This is a genomic window from Novipirellula methanifontis (assembly GCF_052161655.1).
Classification (GTDB): Bacteria; Planctomycetota; Planctomycetia; order Pirellulales; family Pirellulaceae; genus Novipirellula.
The window spans coordinates 6090032-6113181 of the sequence record NZ_CP197418.1; the positions used below are offsets into that span (position 1 = coordinate 6090032).

Here is a 23150-nt window from a genome sequence, read left to right on the forward strand (position 1 = left end):
TAAATCATGAGCAACGAAAACCTCTATCGCGAAGCACGCGCCACCAAACTCCAGCAAACCACTCGTCGTCATTTCCTGCAGGGGTGTACGACCGGGATGGGGGCAATGTGGATGGCGATGCAGCAGAACGCCAACGCGGCATCGAAACATCTGCCGATGCACGACGCGCAAAATCCACTCAGCCCGCTACCGTCGCCATTACCGGGCAAGGCGAAGCGGGTCATCTATTTGCACATGATTGGCGCCCCGAGCCAATTGGAATTGTTTGATTACAAGCCCGACTTGAAACGGTTGGATGGCAAAGATACCCCGCAGTCCTTCTTGGAAGGCAAACGGTTTGCCTTCATCCAAGGCACGCCCAAAATGCTGGGGCCGCAATATCCGTTTGCCCAATATGGTGAAAGTGGCGCGTGGGTTTCGGATCGGTTTCCGCATTTCACCAAACACGTCGACGATGTCTGTTTCATCAAAACGATGCAGACCGATCAATTCAATCACGGTCCCGCCCAATTGATGGTGCACACCGGGCAAGCCCGCATGGGGTACCCGTCGATTGGATCGTGGACGACGTGGGGACTCGGGACTGAAAACGAGAACCTTCCAGGCTTTTTCGTACTGCTTTCCGGCGGTCGCCAGCCTCGCGTGGGCAAAGCGTTGTGGAGCGGTGGTTTTTTGCCGTCGGTCTATCAAGGCGTTCAGTGCCGCTCGCAAGGCGATCCGATCCTAAATATTTTCAACCCCGATGGAGTTACGCGGGATCGACGTCGCACGATGCTCGATGCCCTCAATAAACTGAACCAGCGAAACAACGAGACCTTTGGTGATCCCGAGACGCTGACGCGAATCGCTCAATATGAAATGGCGTTTCGGATGCAGTCGGCTGTCCCCGAAGCGATGGACATCAGGGACGAACCGGCACACATTCACGCGATGTACGGAACCGAACCCGGCAAAGAATCGTTCGCCAACAATTGTTTGTTAGCCAGACGGTTGGCCGAACGCGATGTGCGTTTCATCCAGTTGTTCGATTGGGGCTGGGATTCGCACGGTGCCGGTAAGGACGAGGCATTAAACGAAGGGTTCAAAGACAAATGCAAACAGGTGGATCAGCCGATCTCGGCGCTGCTGACCGATCTGAAACAACGCGGTATGCTCGAAGACACGCTAGTGATTTGGAGCGGTGAATTTGGTCGAACGCCAATGCGTGAAAATCGCGGCGGTAGTGAAATGAGGTTTATTGGCCGCGATCATAACCCCGGTGCCTTCACACTTTGGATGGCCGGTGGCGGTGTCAAACCGGGCTACAGCTATGGAGAAACCGATGCCGTCGGCTACTCTCCGGCCGAAAACCCCGTCCCCCTGCGTGACTTTCATGCCACACTGCTGCACTTGTTAGGTTTTGATCACAACAAATTGAGTTATCCGTTTCAAGGACTGAATCAAAAACTAACCGGCGTGCAACCCGCGCAAGTTGTCCATGACGTCTTGGCGTAGTCCAACGATCTTAAAATTAGAGCATCTTTATCTTTGCTGTAGCTACCGTCGCGTTCGCGGTGGACCACGTGCGGACGGTGGACCACGTTCTGGCGAACGTAGCTACTTTCTTAACCTACGGCATTTCCCAAGCGGCTCTGGCAGCGACGCTTACACCAAGATGTCTTTGATCACATGGCCATGAACGTCGGTCAATCGGCGTTCAAAACCGTTGTAATAATACGTTAGCCGCTCGTGGTTCAGACCCAGTAGATGTAGGATCGTGGCGTGTAGATCGTACACGGTCGCGACGTTTTCGATCGCACGGTAACTAAATTCATCGGTCGCTCCGTAAGTGAACGGAGCCTTCACGCCGGCGCCCATCATCCAGGCAGTAAAACCGTCGGGGTTGTGGTCGCGACCGCTTGCTCCCTTTTGGAACGTGGGCATTCGTCCAAACTCGGTTACCCAGACCACCAGGGTCTCCTCGAGTAAACCACGCTGCTTCATATCGCGAAGCAATGCAGCGCAGGGCTGGTCCAGTACCGGGCCGTGTTTGCTGTATTGATCGACGATTTTTTTGTGTCCGTCCCAATTACTGACCCCTTCGCCCCCGGTCTGATAGGCGCCGTTGAATAGTTGCACGAATCGCACGCCTTGCTCGATCAAACGTCGTGCCAGGATGCAATTGTTGGCAAACTGTGCCTTCAGCGGGTTGGTTGTGTCGTCGGCTCCGTAGGCTTTTAGCGTGGTCTTCGATTCGGTCGTCAAATCGGTAACTTGCGGAACACTCAACTGCATTCGAGCGGCAAGTTCGTAGCTAGCGATGCGGGCTGCCAATTCGCTGTCGCCTGGGAATTGTTCGAGATGCCGCTCGTTTAAACGTCTCAAGAAAGCACGCGTCGCCCGATCCGTTTTTGCTGAGGTCCCCTGCGGAATTTGTAAGTTGTTCAGTGGTTTGGTTGCATTAAACTCGGTTCCTTGGAACGCAGCGGGTAGGAAGCCAGGCCCCCAATTGTTGACGCTCGACTGAGGCGTGCCGCGAGGATCCGAGATCGCCACGTAGGATGGCAGGTTCTCGTTTTCGGTTCCTAACGCCCATGTCGTCCACGCTCCCATGCTGGGAAATCCATCGAGTGTATTGCCGGTCGACATGAAATTCTCGCCCGGTCCATGCGTGTTCGTTTTGCCGGTCAACGAATGGATGAAACACATGTCATCCGCTAGCTCGGCGAGTTCCGGCAGTAGATCCGAAACCATCTTGCCTGATTCGCCTCGCGGCTTGAACTGCCACGGGCTCTTGGTCAGCATTCCTTGCTCGCCCTGAAACGTGACCAAGTTTTCGGATCCCGGCAGCGGTTGTCCGTCGCGTTTGATCAGCTCCGGCTTGTAATCGAACGTATCGACTTGGCTGCACGCCCCCGCACAGAAGATTACCAGCACATTTTTGGCGGCCGGTTTGTGGTGCGGTTCGCGTGCCGCAAACGGATGTGTAGGATCGATCTTGGGACGCAACGGCGTCGCTGGACCGGCCATCAAATTTTGCTGATGCAGCAGATTCGCCAATGCGATACCGCCGAGTCCCGTTGCCGTTTCGGCTAGAAACTTACGTCGATGGAGGTATGTATTCATGATTGTCACTGTCCGTAGCGGAACTCGTCAAGAGTTTCGTCGTAAACTACCCGTAGCGGAAGTCATCAAGACTTTCTTCGTCGTCATCAAACGCGCCGAAACTCTTGACGCGTTCCGCTACCTGAGATTTGCTTGTGCTTCGCTGCACTAAGGAATAAAAACAAATTCGTTTGCGTTCAGGATCGCTCGCGTGAACTGCACGATGCCTTCCTGTTGAATAAACTGTTCGCTGTCGGCGATTTCTTGTTCCGTCGGCGAGCGTTGGAAACACAGCTGCCACGCTCGGATGATTTGACCGGGGACCGTGTCCGCTTCGGATTGTAAACGCGTGGCTAAAATCTCGGCCTGCTGCATCATAAAGCGACTGTTCAACAGATTCAGTGCCTGCAGCGGTGTGGTCGATCGACTGCGTTTTGGCATCACCATGCTCGCATCGGGGCAATCGAAAGCACCAAAGACATGATCCTTTTCCTGGCGAACTTTGGTCATGTAGATCATTCGCCGCCAATCTGCCGGTCCGTAGTCTTGTTTTGCGTGATAGTGACGCACGTTCTCAAGCTCGACTTCAAAAGCACTGAATCCGGGACCGCCTGCGTTCTCGAGATCCAACCTGCCGCTGGCCGCAAGCACCGAATCGCGAATTGCCTCGGCTTCGAGTCTTCGTGTCGGGAAACGCCACAATAACCGCGTGTTCGCATCAAACTTCAAACCCGCGAGCGTCGGTCGGCTGGATTGTTGCCAAGTGGCTGAGTGCAGAATCAGCCGATGGATGTGTTTTAGCGACCAATCGTTCTCGATCAGCTCACACGCCAACCAATCGAGCAGTTCGGGGTGCGATGGCGGAGTGCCGTTGAGTCCAAAATCACTCGGCGTGTCGACGATCCCGACGCCAAACTGAAATTGCCACAATCGATTGACGATCACGCGAGCGGTTAACGGGTTGTCTTCGTTAGTGACCCAATTTGCGAAAGCGACTCGCCGCTTTTGCTCGGGGGCATTTTGGTCAAGGTCCAGAGAAGTGAAGACATCGATCGCGTTGGGACTTACTTGTTCACGCTTCGCATCAGGCTCGCCGCGATACAGTCGGTGCGTTGCACCAGGTTGCGAAAAACTGCCAATCCAAGCTCGCGGGCGTGCCTCGATTTGTTTCCTTTCAGCTTCGATCTCGTTTAGCCTCGACAGCCACGCTTGGCCTTGACGAGCTTCGTCCTCGGGAAACGATGCAAACACGTACGCGGCGGATCGAGACGGATCATCGTGCGGGAAACGGTCCGCCGATGATGCGATCACATGCCATCGCCCGGGGTCACTTGCACATTCGATTCGGTACTTCGTTGCCACACGATCGGCAAATTCGCCGCTACGGTCACGCGCCCACTCAATGCGGTCGATTCGAGTTGATTTTGGTAACTCGATTTGGACCCATCCGCCGGAACGAGCTGACGCTATCCAGCTGCGTGAGTTGCCGTATTGACCGTCATTAATCTGAGCCAAGTTGTGTTTGGGGTGCTGGAAATCGCCCGCCGACGTCGCCTTGGCCCCTAGGCTCGCCAACGCCACATTTTCGTCACCTGAAAAAATCTCGAGTTCATCAATGCACGGCTCACCCGCGTTGGTCGCCTCGATGACGAAGCGAACAAATTTGGCATCGCGTGGCGCAAACGACTCAACGTTGTGTTTGGCTGTCACGCTAGAACGTAACGTGGGGGATTGGATTTCTGTGTCGTTTGATACCTCTTGCAGTAGGATCACATCCGCGGTGGTTGCCGCCCCATCGTCGCCTGATTCGAGAACAATCAGATCTTCCGGGTTGAATTCGTGAACGCCCGCATCATAGAAACCACTCCACGTCGGTTGGCCGTTTGCCTGACCCGAACCGTCGGCAAGTTTTTGCTGGTTGATCTTGGCAATTTCAGTGCGTCCGGTCGCGTTTTTTAGCACATAGCGAGCATCGGTGCTGTGAGACTCAAACCCCGCGCCCCAACTGAGCCAAACACGGTACGAGCCTTGCACGTTTGGCTGGTAAGTAGCGACCGGTTTGCCCGGTTCGTTTTTCCACCACGAATATTGACCATCGCCCCAAGTGGAACTCGGCGTGTTGGCGTACCGAGCCGTTCCTCGCGTCGTTTCGATTTGATTTGCGTTTGCGTCGTCGATCGCAATCACAGCGTTTTGGTGCGCCGGAATATATTTTGCTAATCGCTCTCGCAGTTGCTGCGTCTCGCGTGCGATCGTGTCGATGCGTTGCTGGGCTTCGTCGCTCAGTGGCAGTGCGGCTTCACCATGTTGGACGCCCGCGAACACCGCTTGCATCGCGTAATAGTCCTTCTGAGTGATCGGGTCGAATTTGTGGTTGTGGCAACGAGCACATCCGGTGGTCAGACCAAGAAATGCGGTCCCACAGGTATTGATGATGTCATCCAGTTCGTTCTGCCGCTGCATTTGAGTCAGCTTTGGATCTTGGCTTTTGACCAAGTCCATTGGCCCAGCGACTAAAAAGCCGGTTCCGATTGCCGCGTCCAACGCGTCCAACGCGTCACCCGCGATCTGTTGGCGAACAAATTCATTGTACGGCTTGTCATCGTTGAGTGACTCGATCACCCAGTCTCGGTAACGCCACGCCGTCGGCCGTTCTCGGTTTGTTTCAAATCCATTCGTCTCGGCAAAGCGAACGAGATCCAACCAGTGACTCGCCCAACGCTCGCCATACCGCTGGCTGGCGAGAACATGATCGACGAGGTCTCGCCAAGCATGCGTCGATTCATCGTTGACAAAGGCGTCGACTTGTTCGGGCGTCGGGGGCAGCCCGAGCATTACCAAAAACAAACGGCGAATCAGGACTCGGCGATCCGCAGGTGGTGACGGTTCTAAGCCTTCAGCCGCCAAGCGAGCGTGAACAAAGGCGTCGATCGAATCGGCTGATGAAGGACGCTTGAGTGGGCGAAACGACCAATGGTCCAACTCGACTGCTTCTGTTGCCGGGCCGTAACTTTCCGTTGTCTTCGCTCCCTCGGCAATCCACGTTTCGATCAACTTGATCTCGTTGGCCGACAACGTGTCGTCCGGGGGCATTTCGAGACCCGCTTCCTCATGTTTGATCAACTTGAGCAGGAAGCTGCCGTCGGGATCGCCGGGGATGATCGCCGGTTCCCCAGAATTGCCGCCCCGCAGCATGTTGGCCAAACGATCCAAACGCAGCTGGCCATTCGCTTCATCGGGGCCATGACAATCATGACAGTTTGCCTGCAGAATCGGTTCGATCTCGTCACGGAAATCAACCGCATGGATCACTGATGACGACGCCAGGAAGTATGCCACCAGGAAGGCAAGCACGGTCTTGTGGACATGTCGCCATCGGACCATCAATGGCAGCGATTGTGGCAACCGGAGCATGGGCGAATCATTGGGGGAGGGAAAGGGAGGTGGGGAGGCTGGGGAGAGCCAGTTTAAGGGAACGGCAGGTGCGAAGCAAATTTGTGTCCGTTCGTCGCCTCGTTTTCGTGCACTGTGCTGCCCATTTGACGAGCAATTGTCACCTCTGACGCGTAACGCCGTGAACGATTTTCTGGTAGCTACCTTCGCCAGAAGGTGGTGATTCGCATTGAACGCTAACAATCCACGCTCTGGCGAGCGTAGCTAGTGTCTGTCATCAAACAGAATGATCCCGTGTTTTACGGGGTTATTTAGAAAAAAGCTCCTTGAAGACTGAACCGTTTGACCGGTTCGAGTGTTGAAACAGTTAGGAAAAACCAATTTCATCACAAATCTTCAAGGAGTGGTCGAGATGCGAAAGAGTTATGAACCTCAGATGCGGTTCGCAGCAACCCCCATCGCGCAGTTGCAATTGAATCTGAATTGTCGTGACGAAATTATACCCGTTCTCGCTGCCCTGCGTCATGTCTATCTCGACGGTCCGCTGCGAAGAAGCCTTACCAACTTAATCGCGCAAGATGTCAGTGAGCTCTCGCGCCGCGATACCGGCAGACCCGGTTTCGATGATTGGCAAATTCTCGTGCTGGCAGTGCTCAGAATGAATTGCAATTTCGACTACGACAAACTCCAAGACCAAGCCGAGAACCATCACAATCTCCGTACGATCCTCGGTGTTGACGATTGGGAGCAAGACCCGAATTTCGACTTTCGCCGTATTCGCAATTCGTGTTGTCTGATCAAGCCTGAGACAATTGAGAAGATCAACCACATCATTGTTCGACACGGACAACAGTTCCATGGCGATGCAGTAGGATCGGCTCGCGCCGACTCGTTCGTGATCGAAACGAATATTCATTACCCAACCGAAAGCAGCTTGATGTACGACGGGATGCGGAAGATCATCCCGCTGGCCCGCACCCTTGCTGACGAAATCAGTCTTCCTCGGTGGCGTCAGTCCGCTCACTTGTTAAAGACGATCAAAAAGCTTCATCGACAAATTAATCAGCTCTCTGCCAGTCGTATCGTCAAAAAGAAGGAGGCGATCGAATCGCTCTACTGTAGCCTGATAGAGCGTGTAGACTTGATCCTCCAAAGAGTCAAAACACTGGAAAAGGCAGCGAAAAACGCATTGCCTCTCTCGCTGCACATTCGGCTTGAGGAACTCACGGGTTGGGCCAGTTTGACCCAACAGGTTCGTGATACCGCGCATCGCCGAGTGGTGCTGGGCGAGAGCGTTCCCAACAGCGAGAAGCTGTTCAGCCTTTTCGAAACTCATACGCAACTCTACCAACGTGGCAAAGCAGGCGAGCCGATTCAGTATGGACGACTGGCAATGATCTTTGAGGACGGTGCGGGCTTCATCAGCCATTACTATCTGGTGGATCGTGATGAAACCGACGGCAGTGTCGTGGTTGAGCAAACGAAGATCGCCCAGCAGCGTCACCAAGGTAAGCTTGAAGAACTTTCGCTTGATCGTGGCTTTCACAGCGCGGCAAACGTTAAAGCCTTGTTGCCGATCGTTGGCAACGTCAGTTGTCCATCGCGGAACTCTCAAAACTTTGCAACCGAAGTTGCCAACGAGTCAGACGACTCGCGCCGACGTCGACACCGTCACGCAGGAATCGAATCCGCGGTCGGTGCGTTGCAGCGGGGCAACGGATTGAAACGTTGTCGTGACCGCAGTGAAGTTGGTTTCAAACGCTATCTTGGCCTAGCCGTGCTGGGGCGGAACCTGCAGGTGCTTGGCCGGCTATTGATCGCGGCAGAAAACCCCGACGCTGCAGCGGCAAAGACAGTACGTGCAGCGGCCTAATTAGGTCAAAGACACAACGCAGAGTTGATCAACGACACCCTCCTGGCTGAAGGTACGCGCAGTCATCTGAAAACACTGCAAATTCGCCCCTCATCGTGGTGTTGAAGGCGGGTCGCCAACAATCTTCACACTAACGTTTCGCCCTCTCAAGCTGTAAAATTACGCCGCCTCGAGGTTTTATGACAGACACTAGCTACGTAGCGCAAATACTATAATTTTCAGTCTGAAAATCGTTCACGGCGTCGCCTGACGCATGTGTCAAATGTTCGAAGGATGGGTTTGGGGTACAGAAAAAGTGGACACGCGTGACAAACACGACTGTGGCCGGCCATGAGAAATAGGAAGCGTCGTCGCGTGGGTTTGGAAATCAGCGAGAGTCACATATCGATTCCTTAACTCAGGCCGGACACGCATTTAAAATTGAGATAGGCGAGCACACTAGGTATTTGAGAACGGGGGAACGAGTGATGAACTGTCGATTAAGAAGTAGGTTTCGAGCAAGCCGATTGGTGATTCTGATCACACTCATATTGTACGCTCAGCCGTGCTTGGTCGCTCAAGGCGACGGGCCGGTTAATCCACCGCCTCGCGAGCAGGCGGAAGTGCAACCGCAAATTCGTGGTGGAGGCGATCCGTTTGTAGAGCCGCAACATCCTGATCGCGATCATTTTGGCGGTTGGCACTTGGGAGTTTTTGGTCATTACACGACGACCGGACACCTGTTGACGCAAGTGTTCCCGAACACGCCCGCCTCGCGAGCTGGACTCGAACCCGGTGACCGGATTATCACGGTCAACGGCTATCAAGTCGGCGACGTCCTGGACCGGCAATATCCCATCGACTTCCTGATCCAACGACACGCGTCGCCAAGCGGCTTCGTGCGGCTGTTGGTGCAAAACCGTCGGACACTCCGGTTGCACAATCTTGACGTCCGATTGGCTCGCGGCCGCATCCACTTCTAAGCCATCCGCCCCACCCGTAACGAAACTCGTCAAAATTTTCGTCCGGACTCCCAACCCCGCCCCAAAAATCACGCAACGCAAGGCGATTTCCACTCAATCGCAATTTCTGAGTATGGTAGAGTGGTTCGGGCATCTGCTTCGATGCCCGTCCCCTCTCATCTGATCCGAAGTTGCCGTCTTAGGAGTGCCCCCCTTGAAAACCCGCTTCCTCCCCCTTCTATCCGCTTTGCTGCTAGTTTCGACCGCTCACGTGATGGCCGCTACGCCCAACGTAATTGTCATCATGGCGGATGACCTCGGTTATGGTGATGTTTCTTGTAACGGCGCGACGTCGCTGGAAACTCCCAATATTGACAAACTGGCTGGCGAAGGCGTGCGTTTTACCAGTGGTTATTGTTCCGCATCGACGTGCACTCCGACGCGTTACTCGATGCTGACAGGCAGCTACGCATTTCGTGGACAACGCACCGGGATCGCACCGCCGAACGCACCTGCGATCATCAAACCAGGGACTGAAACTGTGGCATCGTTGCTGCAGGGCGCTGGCTACAAGACTGCGGTGATCGGAAAATGGCACCTTGGCTTAGGCGGCGAGGGCGGGCCGGATTGGAATGGCGACCTCAAGCCGGGGCCGCTCGAAATTGGTTTCGATACCTGTTTTTTGTTGCCCACGACCAACGACCGAGTGCCGCAGGTCTATGTGCACGATCATCGTGTCGAGAACCTTGACCCGGCCGACCCGTTGTGGGTCGGAGAGAAAAAGCCAAGCCCCGAGCATCCCACCGGCGTGACGCATCGTGACACGCTGAAGATGGATTGGTCGCATGGTCACAATTCGACAATTCACAACGGCATCAGCCGAATTGGTTTTTACACCGGCGGTCATGCCGCCCGTTTTCGTGACGAAGACCTCGCCGACAAATGGGTTGAAAAATCGGTCGAGTTCATTGAGCAGAACAAAGACGAAAGCTTCTTTTTGTTTTTCTCGGCACATGACATCCACGTGCCACGCATTCCGCACGAACGATTCCAGGGCAAGACGTCACTTGGACTTCGCGGTGATTCGATCATCGAACTTGATTGGTGCGTCGGCGAATTGATGAAGACACTTGACCGATTGAAGTTAGCCGAGAACACGCTTGTCGTTTTCTGCAGCGACAATGGGCCTGTGCTAGATGATGGTTACAAAGACAAAGCGATTGAGAACATTGGCAACCACCGTGCCGCGGGGCCTTACACCGGCGGCAAGTACAGTGTTTACGAGGGCGGCACACGAACACCGTTCATCACGCGATGGAAGGGACGGATCAAACCCGCGGTGAGCGATGAAATCGTCTGCACAATCGATCTCGCTGCCAGTCTTGCCGCACTGACCGAGCAACCGCTGCCTAAGGACGCATGTTTGGACAGTCTCGATGTGCTCGGTGCATTGTTGGGTGAAGCCAACGCGAAGGGCCGCGAAAATCTGGTCCAGCAGGACAACGGCAGCCGTGGGACATATGGCTTTCGCGCAGGCAAATGGAAGCTGCATCGCTACGACAAAAAGTCGGCTCGTAACGTCGTCGTCGAAACCTCGCTTGCCAACACAAAGGTGCCCGAGTTCCAGTTGTTCGATCTTGACAAAGATCCCGCGGAACAGAACAACGTGCTCGACGAGCATCCCGACGTCGCCAGGCGATTGAAGAAGCAATTAGCGGGAATCATCGAACAAGGCCGCAGTCGCCCCTAAACGACTTGTCGGTATATATTCGCTGGCGTCCCAGTCATCAGGCTGCCATATTTCGTTCACCTCCCCCAAAACGTTGGAGACTGCTGAATTAGTACGATCACCGCTCTTATGTTAGCCGTTTGGGCCAACGCTGTGAAGAATTTAGAGACGGCAAATTACGGCATTTGCGTTCCGTAGCTACGCTCGCCAGAGCGTGGATGGTTGCCGGCCAATACGAATCACCACCTTCTGGCGAAGGTAGCTACGAGAAAATGCTTCACAACGTTGGGTTTGGGCGCTAGCCCCGGTTGGATGGTGACGAAACCGTGGCTAGCGGCAAAACGGCTAACTAAATCAGCAGTCTCGTTTGCTTTAGGGAGTAGACCGGATGCAGCCTGGGGCGACATCGGGACGGGGCTTGTTAACCGCGTGCTCGTAGCACGCCATTACATCTCACTAACGCAACGCCGAGCAGCGTAGCTTGCGTTAGCAACGGTTGCGAGTGGCTCCATTTGATTCGATGACCTGGGTAGCCCGCTGTGGCAACCACCGGAAAACTCACTATGGCGAGCGTGAGAATTGGTCGATTTCGGGTTACTCTCATTTTGAAATCAGACTCGTTCTCGCGGGATGCCCGCTCTTCAAAAGGGTCTGCCACGATGCCCGTCTCTCCCACTCCAATATGAGCGTCAATATTGTAGGAAACTTGCCCGCGGCTAGCGCGGTCGGCTCAGGCCATTACGTGGAATGGCTCATATTGACCTGCTTCGAAGGGGAGAAAATGTTTGTTTGTTCGCGCATTCTTCCCATTCTTTTATTTGTCTTTCGCGGTGTCGGTGATGTAGAACACAAGGTTATGGTTAACAACCGACGATAATTTGACCACACGTCGACGCTTGGTCTGCGGGAGAAACGACACTGTGTTGAAAGAAATATTGCAATCGAGCCAGCTTTGCTGTGGACTCAATGACGTTCACGCTCAGCAGGTGATCGATGCGTGTCAGTTGGTCGCGTACCGCAGCGGCGACGTCGTTTTTTCAGAGGACGATCCAGGCGATAGCATGTTTATCGTGGTCAAAGGTCGAGTGAAGATCGAAACGGCATCGTCCACAGGAGCGACTCGTTTCATCGATCACCTTGATGTCGGCGAACACTTTGGCGAAATCGCAATGCTGACCGGAGGCCGCCGCGCGGTGATGATGGCGGCAGTGATGGATTGTGAACTGCTGGAACTGAAACAAGATGCATTTCAGAAGTTAATTTTGTCGGTACCTGGTTTAGCGGCCAATGCCTGTCGCACCCTCGGATTTCGGCTTCGTCGAGAGACCCACGGACAACAACGTCGCAGTCGCCCACGTGTGATCGGGCTGGTCAACCAACATTCCGGGACGATGTTTTTTGCATCGCTGGTCGCCCGGGCTCTAGCGGCCGAAGGCGATCAAGTTTGCGTGATCACCGAAGAGGCAAGTTGTTCCGACGCAGGGGATTCATCAAGCTTTCAAAGCAGCCGAATTCCCGCTGATCTCTCCGGCATTGAAAAGTCCGAATGGGTTCGCAAGTACGTATTGGATCACCAACGCCGCGAGGACGCGACACTGGTAAATCTTTCGCCGACGTTATCGGTGGAAACGTTCGCTTCGATCCTGCCACAGTGCGAACAAGTGTGGTGGCTCGTCACTCCTGACGATCTTGGCAATGCGGCGTATCGACTGCATACGTTGTTAAATGCCCAGCCTGTGCTCGCATCTCGGATCTATTGGATGTGGATGACCCAGGATTCGCAGCAGCCGCCGACTGTGCCGGAGATTGGCGGTTCGTTGGCTCAGCCTGATTTCAAAATCAACTTAGACAGTACTCCTCATATAGCCTCACGCCATCAACTTCAAAGTTTATCGCGGCTCGTCCGCCACGTGCACGGTACGCGGATTGGCTTGGCTTTGGGTGGCGGTGCTGCGCGTGGACTGGCACACCTGGGCGTATTGCGGGCACTTGAACGCGAAGGGATTTACTTTGATCTGATCTCGGGCACGAGCGCCGGGGCACTGGTGGCACTCCCCTACGCGTTCGGCTGGGAAATTGAACGTGCGATCGAGACGTTCAAAGAAGACCTGACACCTAGTTGGTTTTTCCGCCACCTTCCGCGTGGAAACCAGTGGTTTATGGCAACCAAATTCTGGACTGGCGGCTGGGAACCGATGCTTCGCAACCACTTTGGGGATGTCCAACTCGATCAGCTGCATATTCCTCTTAGCACGGTCGCAGTCGACTTGGTGAGCGGCCGTCAAGTGATCCGTGATCGAGGCGACACCGTGGACGCAGTGCTCGAGAGTATCAATTTGCCCAAGATCTCGCGTCCAATAATGCGTGATGGGATGGCGTTGGTTGATGGCGGCATCTTTAACAATGTGCCGGCGGATTTACTCTTAGATCGCGGTGCTGATTTGGTAGTCGGAGTCGATGTCGCAGCGAAATTGTCACCCCAGTTCGCTGGGAATACTGCATCCACTCCGACCAGTGATATGCGTCGTCCGGGGCGTTTAGAAACACTCATGCGAGTCAACGAAGTTCAAGATCACGAGATTACCGCATTGCGTACCAAGGCGGTCGATCTGATGATTGCCGTCGATACATCGGCGTTTGACTTTGCCGATTTCACTCGGGCCCATGAATTGGCGGAGATGGGAGAGATGGCGGCAGAGAAGATTGTGCCGCAGTTTCGTCAATTGTTGGCGGAGCAAAAAGAGTCCGAGTCGGTGGGGGCTTCGCGTTTCACCTGTGCGTTGCCAGCAAGGAGTGTTGCTAGTTAAGTTTTTGTAGAGATGAGTTGAACCAACTGCACTAAGCAGTTAGGCAGGAGTCTTTCAGTGAATTGGCCGTTTTGGCGCTAGCCCCGGTTCCGGCGCTGAACCGGGACTAGCGCCCAAACGGAATGCTGTGAAGCATTTTTCCTTAGAGGGTTTGTGCTAATTTAGCGTAGCGGAAGTCGTCAAGACTTTCGTTCTATGGTGTATGCCCCCCGAAACTCTTGACGAGTTCCGCTACGAAATGCTTCACAGCGTTGCCCAAACGGCTAACGGGTTTCACCCAATGATTCCTGCCGACCTGCTTAGCCACTGGCATCTTTCGTGATAACCGACGGCCCGCGGCTAGCGCCGTCGGCTCACAGATCGCCCAGCTATTTGACCTATACATACTATTCGACTGACGTTTTCAGACGTTCACAACCCACTCACCTCAGATGGATCATTCCAATTTCAAATCGTCACTGCATCGCACTGCTTGGGATCGGACACACCAATGCGGAAGTCGTTCGTCGCTGGATCGATTCGCCGATCGCAGACTGTCGCTTGGTGTGCATCTCGAAATTTCCCTTTACAACGTATTCCGGGATGTTGCCTGGAACGCTGGCGAACCAGTTTTCGATTGACGAAATGCAGATTCCGCTTGGACCGCTTGCGGAAAAGGCAGGGGCAGAATTGATCCTGGATGAATGCATCGGCTTGGATGTCGATACACGGACGCTGCGTTTTGCCAATCATGCTCCGTTGGTGTTCGATGCGCTCTCGGTTGGGATCGGTTCGATGCCCGCAGGCTGGGACCAGCACGAATCGCCCAATATCGTCCCCGTCAAACCGATGCAAACGTTTATTGAAAGGTTCAGCCAGCACGTGGTGCAGTGCCGAGACGCGGCCGATCGGCCTCCAAAAATTGTCGTGGTGGGTGGTGGTGTTGCAGGAGTGGAAATCGCCTTCTGCGTTCACACACGTATGAAACATCTGTTTCCCAAACTACCGGTTTCGATTGAGATTGTGACAAGCGGGGACGAGATTGCCGACGGACTGAACCCGCGGAGTGTCCAGCGGTTGCGAGGATTGCTGGCTCAGCGATCGATCGGAGTGACGACGGACTTTCGCGTCTCTGAGGTGAATGAAGACGAGGTGTTCGATCAGCATGGCAACCGCCGTCGAGGCGATGTGGTGCTGTGGGTCACGGGCGCCGCAGCGCCGCCGCTACTCGGAAAGCTGAACCTACCGACCGACGAGCGCGGTTTCCTGGCGACCGAGCAAACATTGCGTACAACTGCCGGCGCACCGATTTTCGCAGTAGGCGATAGTGGAACGATTCTGAGCGACCCTGCACCGAAGGCCGGAGTGTTTGCGGTTCGCGAAGCTCCGGTGTTATGGGAGAATCTAAATGCAACCATTCACCGGACGGCACTCAGTCGATTTACGCCACAAAAAGAATTTTTGAAGATCTTGAACACCGGCGATGGCAAGGCACTGTTGCAATACAAAGGCTACAGCTTTCATGCGAGTTGGTGTTGGCAACTGAAACGTTGGATCGACAATCGATTCATCCAGCAATACCAGGTTTAAGCAGGTCGTTCGGTATTTACCGGTGAAACGTCGATCATCCTGTGAGCCGACGGCGTTAGCCGCGGGCCCGTTAATAGTGTAGGAAACTTGCCCGCGGCTAGCGCCGTCGGCTCAGACCATTATGTGGAATGACTCATATTGACCTGCTTATAAGGAGAAAAATGATGTCCCATAGATCTAGGATTTTACGCGAACCTAGCATGCGATCCGTGAACGATGTAGCGAGCGGTAATTGCAGTTGTCCGTATCGACGGTCTCGGATGCTGCTCTATGCACTGGCCGCGTTGGCGATTTTTGCCAGTGTCGCAGTCCGTAACGTTCACAAGGGGGCGAACGTTCTCGCAAACGAGCAATCCAACGGCAAACTCGACGGCGACACCGCCGCGGTCGCTGTGACGGAGGAGTCCGAGGTCACCACGTTCGTTTTCGAGGCGGATTCAGGATTGCCCTGCAATAATGGGTTGGAATGTGACGCGAATTCGGCGACCAACGACAGTAAATGAGCATCTGGCAAAGATCCTCACCAGTGGAATCACGGAAAAAACGTGAAGTCACGAAACCGCTACCCGCCTGCCGAGCGAGAAAAGACGAGGCGGGAGTCTCGAAAGCGGTGCGTCCCCAGGCAGGAGCTGGGGACGAGCCTTTTTGGTAGCGTTCACCGAAAAGTGTCAAATTTACACGAGCTTATTTGACCGCCAGCATTCGCTCGAGTGCAACGAGACTCCACTTGGAAATCTCTTCGTCGACTTCGATCTTGTTGACGATCGCTCCGTCACGGAGATTTTCCAGCGTCCAGCAGAGATGTGGCAAATCGATGCGGTACATCGTTGCACACATGCAAACGACCGGGCTGAGGAAATGAATTTCCTGTTCGGGATGCTCGGCCTTCAAACGGTTGACCAAATGTAGTTCAGTTCCGATCGCCCACTTAGTTCCTGCAGGACTGTTGCGAACCGTGTCGATGATCTTGCCCGTGCTGCCGGAGACGTCCGCGATATCGTTCACTTCGCGAGGGCACTCGGGATGAACTAGGATCTTGATGCCAGGATGTTGTTTGCGGAAACCTTCGACATGCTCGGGGCGGAACATTTGGTGGACACTGCAGTGCCCCTTCCAAAGAATCACCTTGCTGTTTTCCAAGCCTGCTTCGGTATTGCCGCCCAGTTCGAGTGCATACGGATCCCAAACCGGCATCTCCTCTTCGCCGATGCCCATGCTCAGTGCCGTGTTGCGGCCGAGGTGTTGGTCAGGGAAAAAGAATACACGGTCGCCGCGCTGGTAAGCCCATTCCAAAACGGCCTTGGCATTGCTGCTGGTGCAGACGATTCCGCCATGGCGACCACAGAACGCTTTCAGACTGGCGGCACTATTAATGTACGTGACCGGGATGACGCGTTCGGTGTCGATCACTTCGGACATGTCTTCCCATGCCGCTTCGACTTGTTTGATCGCGGCCATGTCGGCCATCGAGCAACCGGCAGCCATATCGGGCAACAGCACCGTGACTCGCTGGCCATCGCGTTCGGCTAATTTATCGGGGCGATTTGCCAAAATGTCGGCAGTTTCCGCCATGAAGTGCACGCCGCAGAAAACGATGGTGCGGCACGTCCGGCTGGCTGCCGCCATCTCGCTCAGCTTGTAGCTATCGCCGCGAAGATCGGTGTGCGCGATCACCTCGTCTTGTTGATAGTGATGCCCAAGAATCATCAACGAATCGCCAAGTTCGGATCGAACCGCTTCGATGCGGGCTTGCAATTCTTCGGGCTGAAGCGTGCGGTAAGACGCCAGTGTGTGGATCGCGTCTTTGTCGTGTTGGGTGATGGTCGCGTTCAACGGTTGTCCTTCGATAACAAAAATAGTCGCCTGGGCAATAGCAGCCGCAAAACGATTCTACGCCTCTCTTGATTGTACCCCTAAAACCCACGATTGATCGATGGGCCCTAGGAATGGGCTATGTTGGCGACGATTATTCGCCCTTGCTCTCCTCGGCGATCTTCTCTTTCAACAACCGCACTGCCGTGCCGTAAATCTCGACTTCGGGAGCCAATTCAGCGGCTTTTTCTAGCTGAGACAACGCCTCGCTATATTTTCCGCCTTGATATAGCGCCAACCCGTAACGGTATTGCAGATGGGCGTTGTCGGGCACCAAGCCGGCATCCCGGGCAATCAGCGGAAGTTCGGCGGCACGAAGCTGTTTGGCGAGCTCCGTCATTTCGGCTGCTTGCGGTCCGTTGGACTGGGCCAACGTATCCAACAGTTCAGCAAAATTCGACCTCGCCCCCGTCGTGTTCGGCTCGACTCGGATGGCATCCTGATAGGAATCGATCGACTCGCCGTAACGTCCCAGTTGTTCGGCAAGTGCTGCCCACGCCATGTGGGCGCCCGCACGATCGGACGCGTTCATTAGCGTCGCTTTGACGTTGCGAGCCGCCAATTCGACCTGGCTTCGCTTAGTATCGTCCAACTGGCGCAGGGCACCGGTCGCGATGATCACGCGAGTGGCTTCGTCACGCACCGGTTTCATTTCGTCCTCGAGCAGCGGGAACAGATCCTTCGCTATCCGATCAGGCGACGCCATCATGTAGACCGTCACGGCGGCGGTGCGAACCAATGGATGTTCAGCCTCGTTTTTCAGTAGCTCACGGGCAACCGGCAAGGCCTCGGGGACGCTCGATTGTCCCAGTTCCGACAGCGCAGTGGCGCGAGCGTACGCGGGAACCTTATCGTCGGTCTCATTCACCAATCCAATCATGGCATCGACGGCTCCTGGCTCGCCCGCACGGAACGCCGCAATCGCTTCGCCAAAATGAGGTGGCGTTGCACGTTGTTCGCCGTACCATTTTTCGCACGCATCGTCACACCACTTGTCGACTTTGGCGATCGCCTGAGCAAGTTCGTCGTTACCCATTTCGGCCAATCGCAACCAATCGGCGTATTCGTCCGCCTTTGCACTTGTCGATGGATCGAGTTCCTTGCGTACATCTTCGATATGACAGCTGCTACATGCGTTGGGCGTTCCAATTTTTACGGATAAATCGGGACGTGGAACACGCAAGCTGTGGTCACGCCGAGGATCCACTTCCATGTACGTTGTATGCGGCATGTGACAATTCACGCACATCGCACCCTCCGTACCCGGCAGATGGTGATGATGCGACGGAACGTCATATTTACCGGCAGCGTGTTGATGACACGACGTGCAAGTCTCGTTGCCTTTGTGTTTTAGCTCCAGCGAGTGCGGATCGTGGCAATCGCTGCAGCGGATGTTTTTGTGATACATCTTGCTTTGGATGAACGAGCCAAACACGTAGACTTCGTCTTTGATCTGACCATCGGAGTGATACGTCGCAGGGCTCATTAGCTCTAACGCATAATGGTCAAAATAAGTATCCCCGCCGTGAAAGTTTCCGTCCAAAACACCACGTCGGCTGTGGCAGGGAGCACAAGTTTCGATTTGCGGTTCGTTGCTTTCCCCTTTCAGTTTGGTCAGTCCGTATCCGTAGCGGCGATCCCAGAATAGTGATTTGCTGTTGGCCAGTTCCACATGCATGCTGCCGGGACCATGACAGGCTTCGCAGCTAACATCGATCTCCGAAAACGTCGTGTGGTAACGGTTCGCTTTGGGATCAAAGTTCGTTTTCAGATTCGTCGAATGGCAATCGGCGCACATCGTTTGCCAGCGCTGAGCGATCCCGGTCCAGTGCAGTGGATCATCGGGCTCGAGTTTATCGCTAACGTCCGGCGGACGCAGATAGAACCATCGCTTCGCTTTCGTATCCCAGCTGATTCTCAGCACCTGCACACGCGACAATTCGTCTTCGGGCATGTCGTCGCTGCGATCAAATTCGACCATGTATTGCTGAAGCGGCGTGACACCAAAGACGTACTTGACCTCAAAGTCTTCCATTTTGCCGCTGGGGCCTTCGGTATAGACCATGAACCGCTCGCCATCGCGGTACATGCGGTTGACCAAACCATCGTGCTCGAAAGTGACGTCGTTAAAATCACCGAGCACCGTTTCGTCGGTCGCGACGTCCATCGCCAAATCGTGATGCGAACCCTTGAACGCTTCGGCTTGGTCACGATGACAATCGATACACGCACCGCGGCCGACGAATTGAGCTTCAATCCCCGCCGGTTTCGCGGACCAATAATCAGCAAACACGCCCCCGCCTAGCAGCAGGATCAAGCCACCGATCGCAAGCGGCAATATCGGACGAGCCTGTTTTGGCGTGGAAGATTTTTTGGTCAAGGTCGACGTGGGGAACAGAGAGCGAATGAGGGGGGCAGGATCGCCCGCAGCGAGCGAGCCGATTATGATACGCCGATACCATGATACGCAGAAATCGCCGCTATTGTTTTGCCGCGGGGGCAGATTCGCCGAGCAAACGCCACGCTTCATGACGCATTTTTGCCACAAGTTCGGTTCGTGCGGAATCTCGGGGCTCGATTTGGTTCAACAGACGGGCCGACCGCAATAGCGACTCTGCCGCTCGGGCATTGGAATCTCGATCCGCGCCCGCCGCCGATCCTGGGTTTTCCAACGCAGGATCGAGCGAAGATCCGTCCAAAATACTGCCGCGAGATTTGATGATACCTAGCACGTCATCCAGCAGCGGATCGGACGAGCTGACCCCTCCGGGGGCCCTTTCCAAGGCACTGCGGATTTTCGACTCGATCGGGTTCGGAGTCGAACTGTGTTCGCTCGTCGCTTCGTCGCGAGGCGTCACTTCGTCCGTGGGTGCTTGTGCCATGGTCACACCTAACGTCACGATCAACAGCCCGGCGGCGAATAACGCGGGTCGCATGGATGAGGAAAGCATGTTCGGATCTTTCGATGAAAACGGAACTCAGAAGGTGCGAGAACAAAATGTCGCCGGGCGTCTCCGACGTCCGAGAATCTCCGCCGTCGGAGACGTCGTGCGACATAGCTACAACTCGAGTAACGCGGTCGCGACGAGACAGCAATTGCAGCCAGCGTCGAGCAATAGCTTAACGTCGGAGGCGTCTCGTATACCACCGCCCGAATAAAGTTTGACGCCAGGCGATTGCCGACGAATTCGCGAGCAAATCTCGGCAATCGAAGGACCACGTGACGTCCCCACTGTCGCCGTGTCCAGCGCAACCACACGCTCGATGCCCAGCTGCTTTGCCAATTCTAGCCAATGTTCTTCGGAATCATCGCCGCCTAAAAAAACACCCTGGCGATAATCCATCCCCAACATGATCTGAGAAAAAACCAACGCCCCTTCGAATTGTTGCAGCGACGCAGCATTCTTGGCACATTCGGTCGCTGCAATCACAAACACATTGTGGCGTTTCCGAGCCAATCCCAACAACGAGGCCACCGTGTCTAATTCGGGCAACCCAATGTCGACTAGGATCTCGTCCAATTCGCTGTGGGTGGAAATCAGACGCTCAAGTAAACCGATTTGCGGCTGGCCGAGAAGGATCGAGTCTAAATCGGCAATGTAGAGCGATCGAATACCGAGACTGCGGTAGTGAGCGACCAACGCAAACGGATCTCCGGCGGTTTGCCCCCCGAATGAAATCGGCTGGTACGCTTGCCGGTCGCCAGCGATTGCGTGAACGGCGAGTCCCGATTTCAAATCGACCACTGCGACAATTTGTTCGCAAATGGTCGAGTCCAGCCATGAGCAACGAGTCATCAAGGAAATGCCGACTCGTTACTTGGAGCTATCGCCGATCGAAAAGAGCGATTCGACTTTGACGATAGCATAATCGTCAGGGAAGGTGTGGATGGCTTGAATCAGCACACTCTTGCGACGCGTTTCCACGTTGACGTAGCTCAGGGCGCCGAGTGCCATCCGGCCGCTGGCGTCAAAACGGTGCAGCAGCCCTTCAGTTTGCCCGGTGCCCAATTGTTGTTGAACCATCCAAAACATGTCGGGTTCCACAGGCTCCAATTGGAAGTGCGTCTTGTATAGGACACCCCCACGGCACTCTGCTCGCTCGGTGCGACTCCCTTTGAGGGGGCGTGAAAGCAGGCAGCGACGTTTTGGGAGTGGTTGTTGGGCACTGGTGGCGACTTCACAAATCGTCATCCCCGCACCTCGCCACGTGACGACGTGGCCACAATTGGTGATGTCGACTTGGACCTCGTAGTCCGTGCGTTCGACACGGCGTCGTTGATGCAGTGCGTAGAGCTCGGGATGCAGTGAGCGACTAAAAACGTGAAACGCCAACTCGGCGACTTTGGGGCGAACCGAAAGCATGGGAATTTATCTATGAAGAAGAGCGCGAGTAAATAAATTTGTTGTCAAGACTGAATGTTCGAGGTCATTGATACTCAATGAAAACTTTTTTCACTAAGATATCGCCGGTTTCGCTCTGCTCGGTCTTATGCCACTAACGTCTGTCGATACGTGTGAATCGCGTTTCGCCGTATTTCCACTCGCCCAGCGTTGTCGTGTCATGCCCATTATACGCTGTGGAGTGTTTCCAACCAAAGAGCGTTTACGCGGATGACAACAAAGAATATTCTTTTTGTTTCGAGCCCTAATTTCCCATTGACATTTTGGCATCGCTGAAATCTCAACGTCCTCAAAATTTGCCCCTTCATTCTTGCATCAAGTGTTGTCTGTACCATGGTCATCGTCATCGACAATTACGATTCGTTCACTTACAACCTGGTCCAGAGGCTCGGTGAGATCGATGCCACGATCGATGTTCGCGTCTTTCGCAATGACGAGCTGACGATTGAACAACTACAAGATTTGTCGCCATCGCGGGTCCTGATTTCGCCAGGACCATGCACGCCCAACGAAGCTGGCGTCAGCGTCGAGTGCGTCAAGCAATTCGCTGGCAAAGTTCCGCTACTCGGCGTCTGTCTCGGTCATCAATCGATTGGTCAAGCGTATGGCGGCGAGATTGTGCGTGCCCCGGAGTTGATGCACGGCAAAACCGACAAGATCTATCACGACGATAAAGGCCTTTTCAAAGGTTTGGACAATCCTTTCGTTGCGACTCGTTACCACAGCTTGGTAATCGAGCCATCAAGTTTGCCCGACGAACTGATCGCCGGTGCATGGACTGACACCGGAGGCAAGCGGCAAATCATGGGCGTGCGTCACAAGGAATACAAACTCGAAGGGTGGCAGTTTCACCCCGAAAGTTTTCTAACGCAGCCAGGCATCGAACTGCTCAAGCGATTCTTGGCATGGTAATTCGATCGCCAAGTCATGCGAGGGAGGATTCGCCGTGATCGTCATCAAACAACACGATGATCGATGCACGATCGATGTGCATGTCACGCCCAAAGCAAAACAGGCCTCGATCGGAGGTTGCCACGATGCCGCGCTCCGCATCTCGGTCACCGCACCGGCTGATAAAGGGAAAGCGAACAAGGCGGTCGAAAAATCGATCGCAGCGATCTTTGGCATGGCCAAGTCGAATGTGGAAGTCGTTCGCGGAGCCACCTCGCGACGCAAAACCTTGTCAATCGCCGGAGTCAGCGAATCCGAAGTGCGCAAGATACTCGATCCGCTGCTACGCGATGGATCCGCGTAAAAAGAGTGCGGTGCGGGGGTGTTAGCGAGTCTGGAGCGAACGGTGGCTCCAGTAGTGGGGTTTCGGTAACGAAGATTTCCTGTCACCTCTCCCAAACGTAGTTTGGGAGAGGTCGAGCAGAGCCTTCAGCGATGCTCGGGTGAGGGCCGACCGAGCAAGCCAAAGACCTGCTGCAAGCTCAGTTGCGCGGTCGGCCCTCACCCGAACGAGGCCTAAAGGGCCCG

General features: G+C 54.7%; 17 protein-coding genes. 10 read left to right on the plus strand and 7 right to left on the minus strand.

All coding sequences use genetic code 11. From position 1 onward, the window contains the following. Positions 1 to 6: 6 nt before the first annotated feature. Positions 7 to 1494, plus strand: a complete 1488-nt coding sequence (locus tag SH528x_RS21935; RefSeq protein WP_442505593.1) for a DUF1501 domain-containing protein — start codon at positions 7 to 9, stop codon at positions 1492 to 1494. A gap of 150 nt (positions 1495 to 1644) precedes the next feature. Here the strand turns inward: SH528x_RS21935 and SH528x_RS21940 are convergent, their stop codons facing one another. Beyond that, complete coding sequence (locus SH528x_RS21940; protein ID WP_442505594.1) at positions 1645 to 3105, minus strand: DUF1501 domain-containing protein; 1461 nt, start codon at positions 3103 to 3105, stop codon at positions 1645 to 1647. On the opposite strand from SH528x_RS21940, the gene SH528x_RS21945 reads away from it, so the two are divergent. Beyond that, positions 3104 to 3256 carry a hypothetical protein gene (locus tag SH528x_RS21945; RefSeq protein ID WP_442505595.1) on the plus strand — a complete coding sequence of 51 codons (153 nt, stop codon included), beginning with the start codon at positions 3104 to 3106 and terminating at the stop codon, positions 3254 to 3256. The genes SH528x_RS21940 and SH528x_RS21945 overlap by 2 nt on opposite strands. Here SH528x_RS21945 and SH528x_RS21950 read toward each other — a convergent pair. Then, positions 3253 to 6498 (minus strand): DUF1553 domain-containing protein, encoded by a 3246-nt coding sequence (locus SH528x_RS21950; RefSeq protein WP_442505596.1) that lies wholly within the window; start codon positions 6496 to 6498, stop codon positions 3253 to 3255. The genes SH528x_RS21945 and SH528x_RS21950 overlap by 4 nt on opposite strands. A 334-nt stretch (positions 6499 to 6832) precedes the next feature. On the opposite strand from SH528x_RS21950, the gene SH528x_RS21955 reads away from it, so the two are divergent. From SH528x_RS21955 to SH528x_RS21980, 6 genes are all read left to right on the plus strand, one after another. Beyond that, positions 6833 to 8350 carry an ISNCY family transposase gene (locus SH528x_RS21955; RefSeq protein WP_442505597.1) on the plus strand — a complete coding sequence of 506 codons (1518 nt, stop codon included), beginning with the start codon at positions 6833 to 6835 and terminating at the stop codon, positions 8348 to 8350. A 509-nt stretch (positions 8351 to 8859) separates the two neighbouring features. Then, positions 8860 to 9312: a PDZ domain-containing protein gene (locus SH528x_RS21960; RefSeq protein WP_442505598.1), complete on the plus strand. Its 453-nt coding sequence runs from the start codon at positions 8860 to 8862 to the stop codon at positions 9310 to 9312. A gap of 253 nt (positions 9313 to 9565) precedes the next feature. Beyond that, the gene (locus SH528x_RS21965) at positions 9566 to 11041 is read left to right on the plus strand and encodes a sulfatase family protein (protein ID WP_442512153.1); all 1476 of its coding nucleotides are present in this window, start codon (positions 9566 to 9568) and stop codon (positions 11039 to 11041) included. An 899-nt stretch (positions 11042 to 11940) separates the two neighbouring features. Continuing rightward, positions 11941 to 13827: a patatin-like phospholipase family protein gene (locus SH528x_RS21970; protein ID WP_442505599.1), complete on the plus strand. Its 1887-nt coding sequence runs from the start codon at positions 11941 to 11943 to the stop codon at positions 13825 to 13827. Positions 13828 to 14304: 477 nt separating this feature from the next. Further along, on the plus strand, positions 14305 to 15396 hold the full coding sequence (locus SH528x_RS21975) for an FAD-dependent oxidoreductase (protein WP_442512154.1): 1092 nt from the start codon (positions 14305 to 14307) through the stop codon (positions 15394 to 15396). A gap of 200 nt (positions 15397 to 15596) precedes the next feature. Then, positions 15597 to 15899 carry a hypothetical protein gene (locus SH528x_RS21980; RefSeq protein ID WP_442505600.1) on the plus strand — a complete coding sequence of 101 codons (303 nt, stop codon included), beginning with the start codon at positions 15597 to 15599 and terminating at the stop codon, positions 15897 to 15899. Between the two features lie 181 nt (positions 15900 to 16080). On the opposite strand, the gene nadA is transcribed toward SH528x_RS21980, so the two are convergent. The 5 genes from nadA to SH528x_RS22005 form a co-directional block, all read right to left on the minus strand. Further along, a complete protein-coding gene (gene nadA / locus SH528x_RS21985; RefSeq protein WP_442505601.1) occupies positions 16081 to 17229 on the minus strand; it encodes a quinolinate synthase NadA in 1149 nt (382 codons plus the stop codon). Positions 17230 to 17362: 133 nt separating this feature from the next. Continuing rightward, positions 17363 to 19648, minus strand: coding sequence for a multiheme c-type cytochrome (locus SH528x_RS21990; RefSeq protein ID WP_442505602.1), 2286 nt, complete (start codon positions 19646 to 19648; stop codon positions 17363 to 17365). A 100-nt stretch (positions 19649 to 19748) separates the two neighbouring features. After that, positions 19749 to 20219 (minus strand): hypothetical protein, encoded by a 471-nt coding sequence (locus SH528x_RS21995; RefSeq protein ID WP_442505603.1) that lies wholly within the window; start codon positions 20217 to 20219, stop codon positions 19749 to 19751. Positions 20220 to 20327: 108 nt separating this feature from the next. Beyond that, the gene (locus tag SH528x_RS22000) at positions 20328 to 21065 is read right to left on the minus strand and encodes a HisA/HisF-related TIM barrel protein (RefSeq protein ID WP_442505604.1); all 738 of its coding nucleotides are present in this window, start codon (positions 21063 to 21065) and stop codon (positions 20328 to 20330) included. A gap of 18 nt (positions 21066 to 21083) precedes the next feature. Beyond that, the gene (locus SH528x_RS22005) at positions 21084 to 21632 is read right to left on the minus strand and encodes a DUF2617 family protein (protein ID WP_442505605.1); all 549 of its coding nucleotides are present in this window, start codon (positions 21630 to 21632) and stop codon (positions 21084 to 21086) included. 372 nt (positions 21633 to 22004) lie between these two features. Here SH528x_RS22005 and SH528x_RS22010 point away from each other — a divergent pair, with 372 nt between their 5' ends. Further along, complete coding sequence (locus tag SH528x_RS22010; protein ID WP_442505606.1) at positions 22005 to 22583, plus strand: anthranilate synthase component II; 579 nt, start codon at positions 22005 to 22007, stop codon at positions 22581 to 22583. 34 nt (positions 22584 to 22617) lie between these two features. Then, positions 22618 to 22926: a DUF167 domain-containing protein gene (locus tag SH528x_RS22015; protein WP_442505607.1), complete on the plus strand. Its 309-nt coding sequence runs from the start codon at positions 22618 to 22620 to the stop codon at positions 22924 to 22926. The last annotated feature ends 224 nt before the right edge of the window (positions 22927 to 23150 follow it).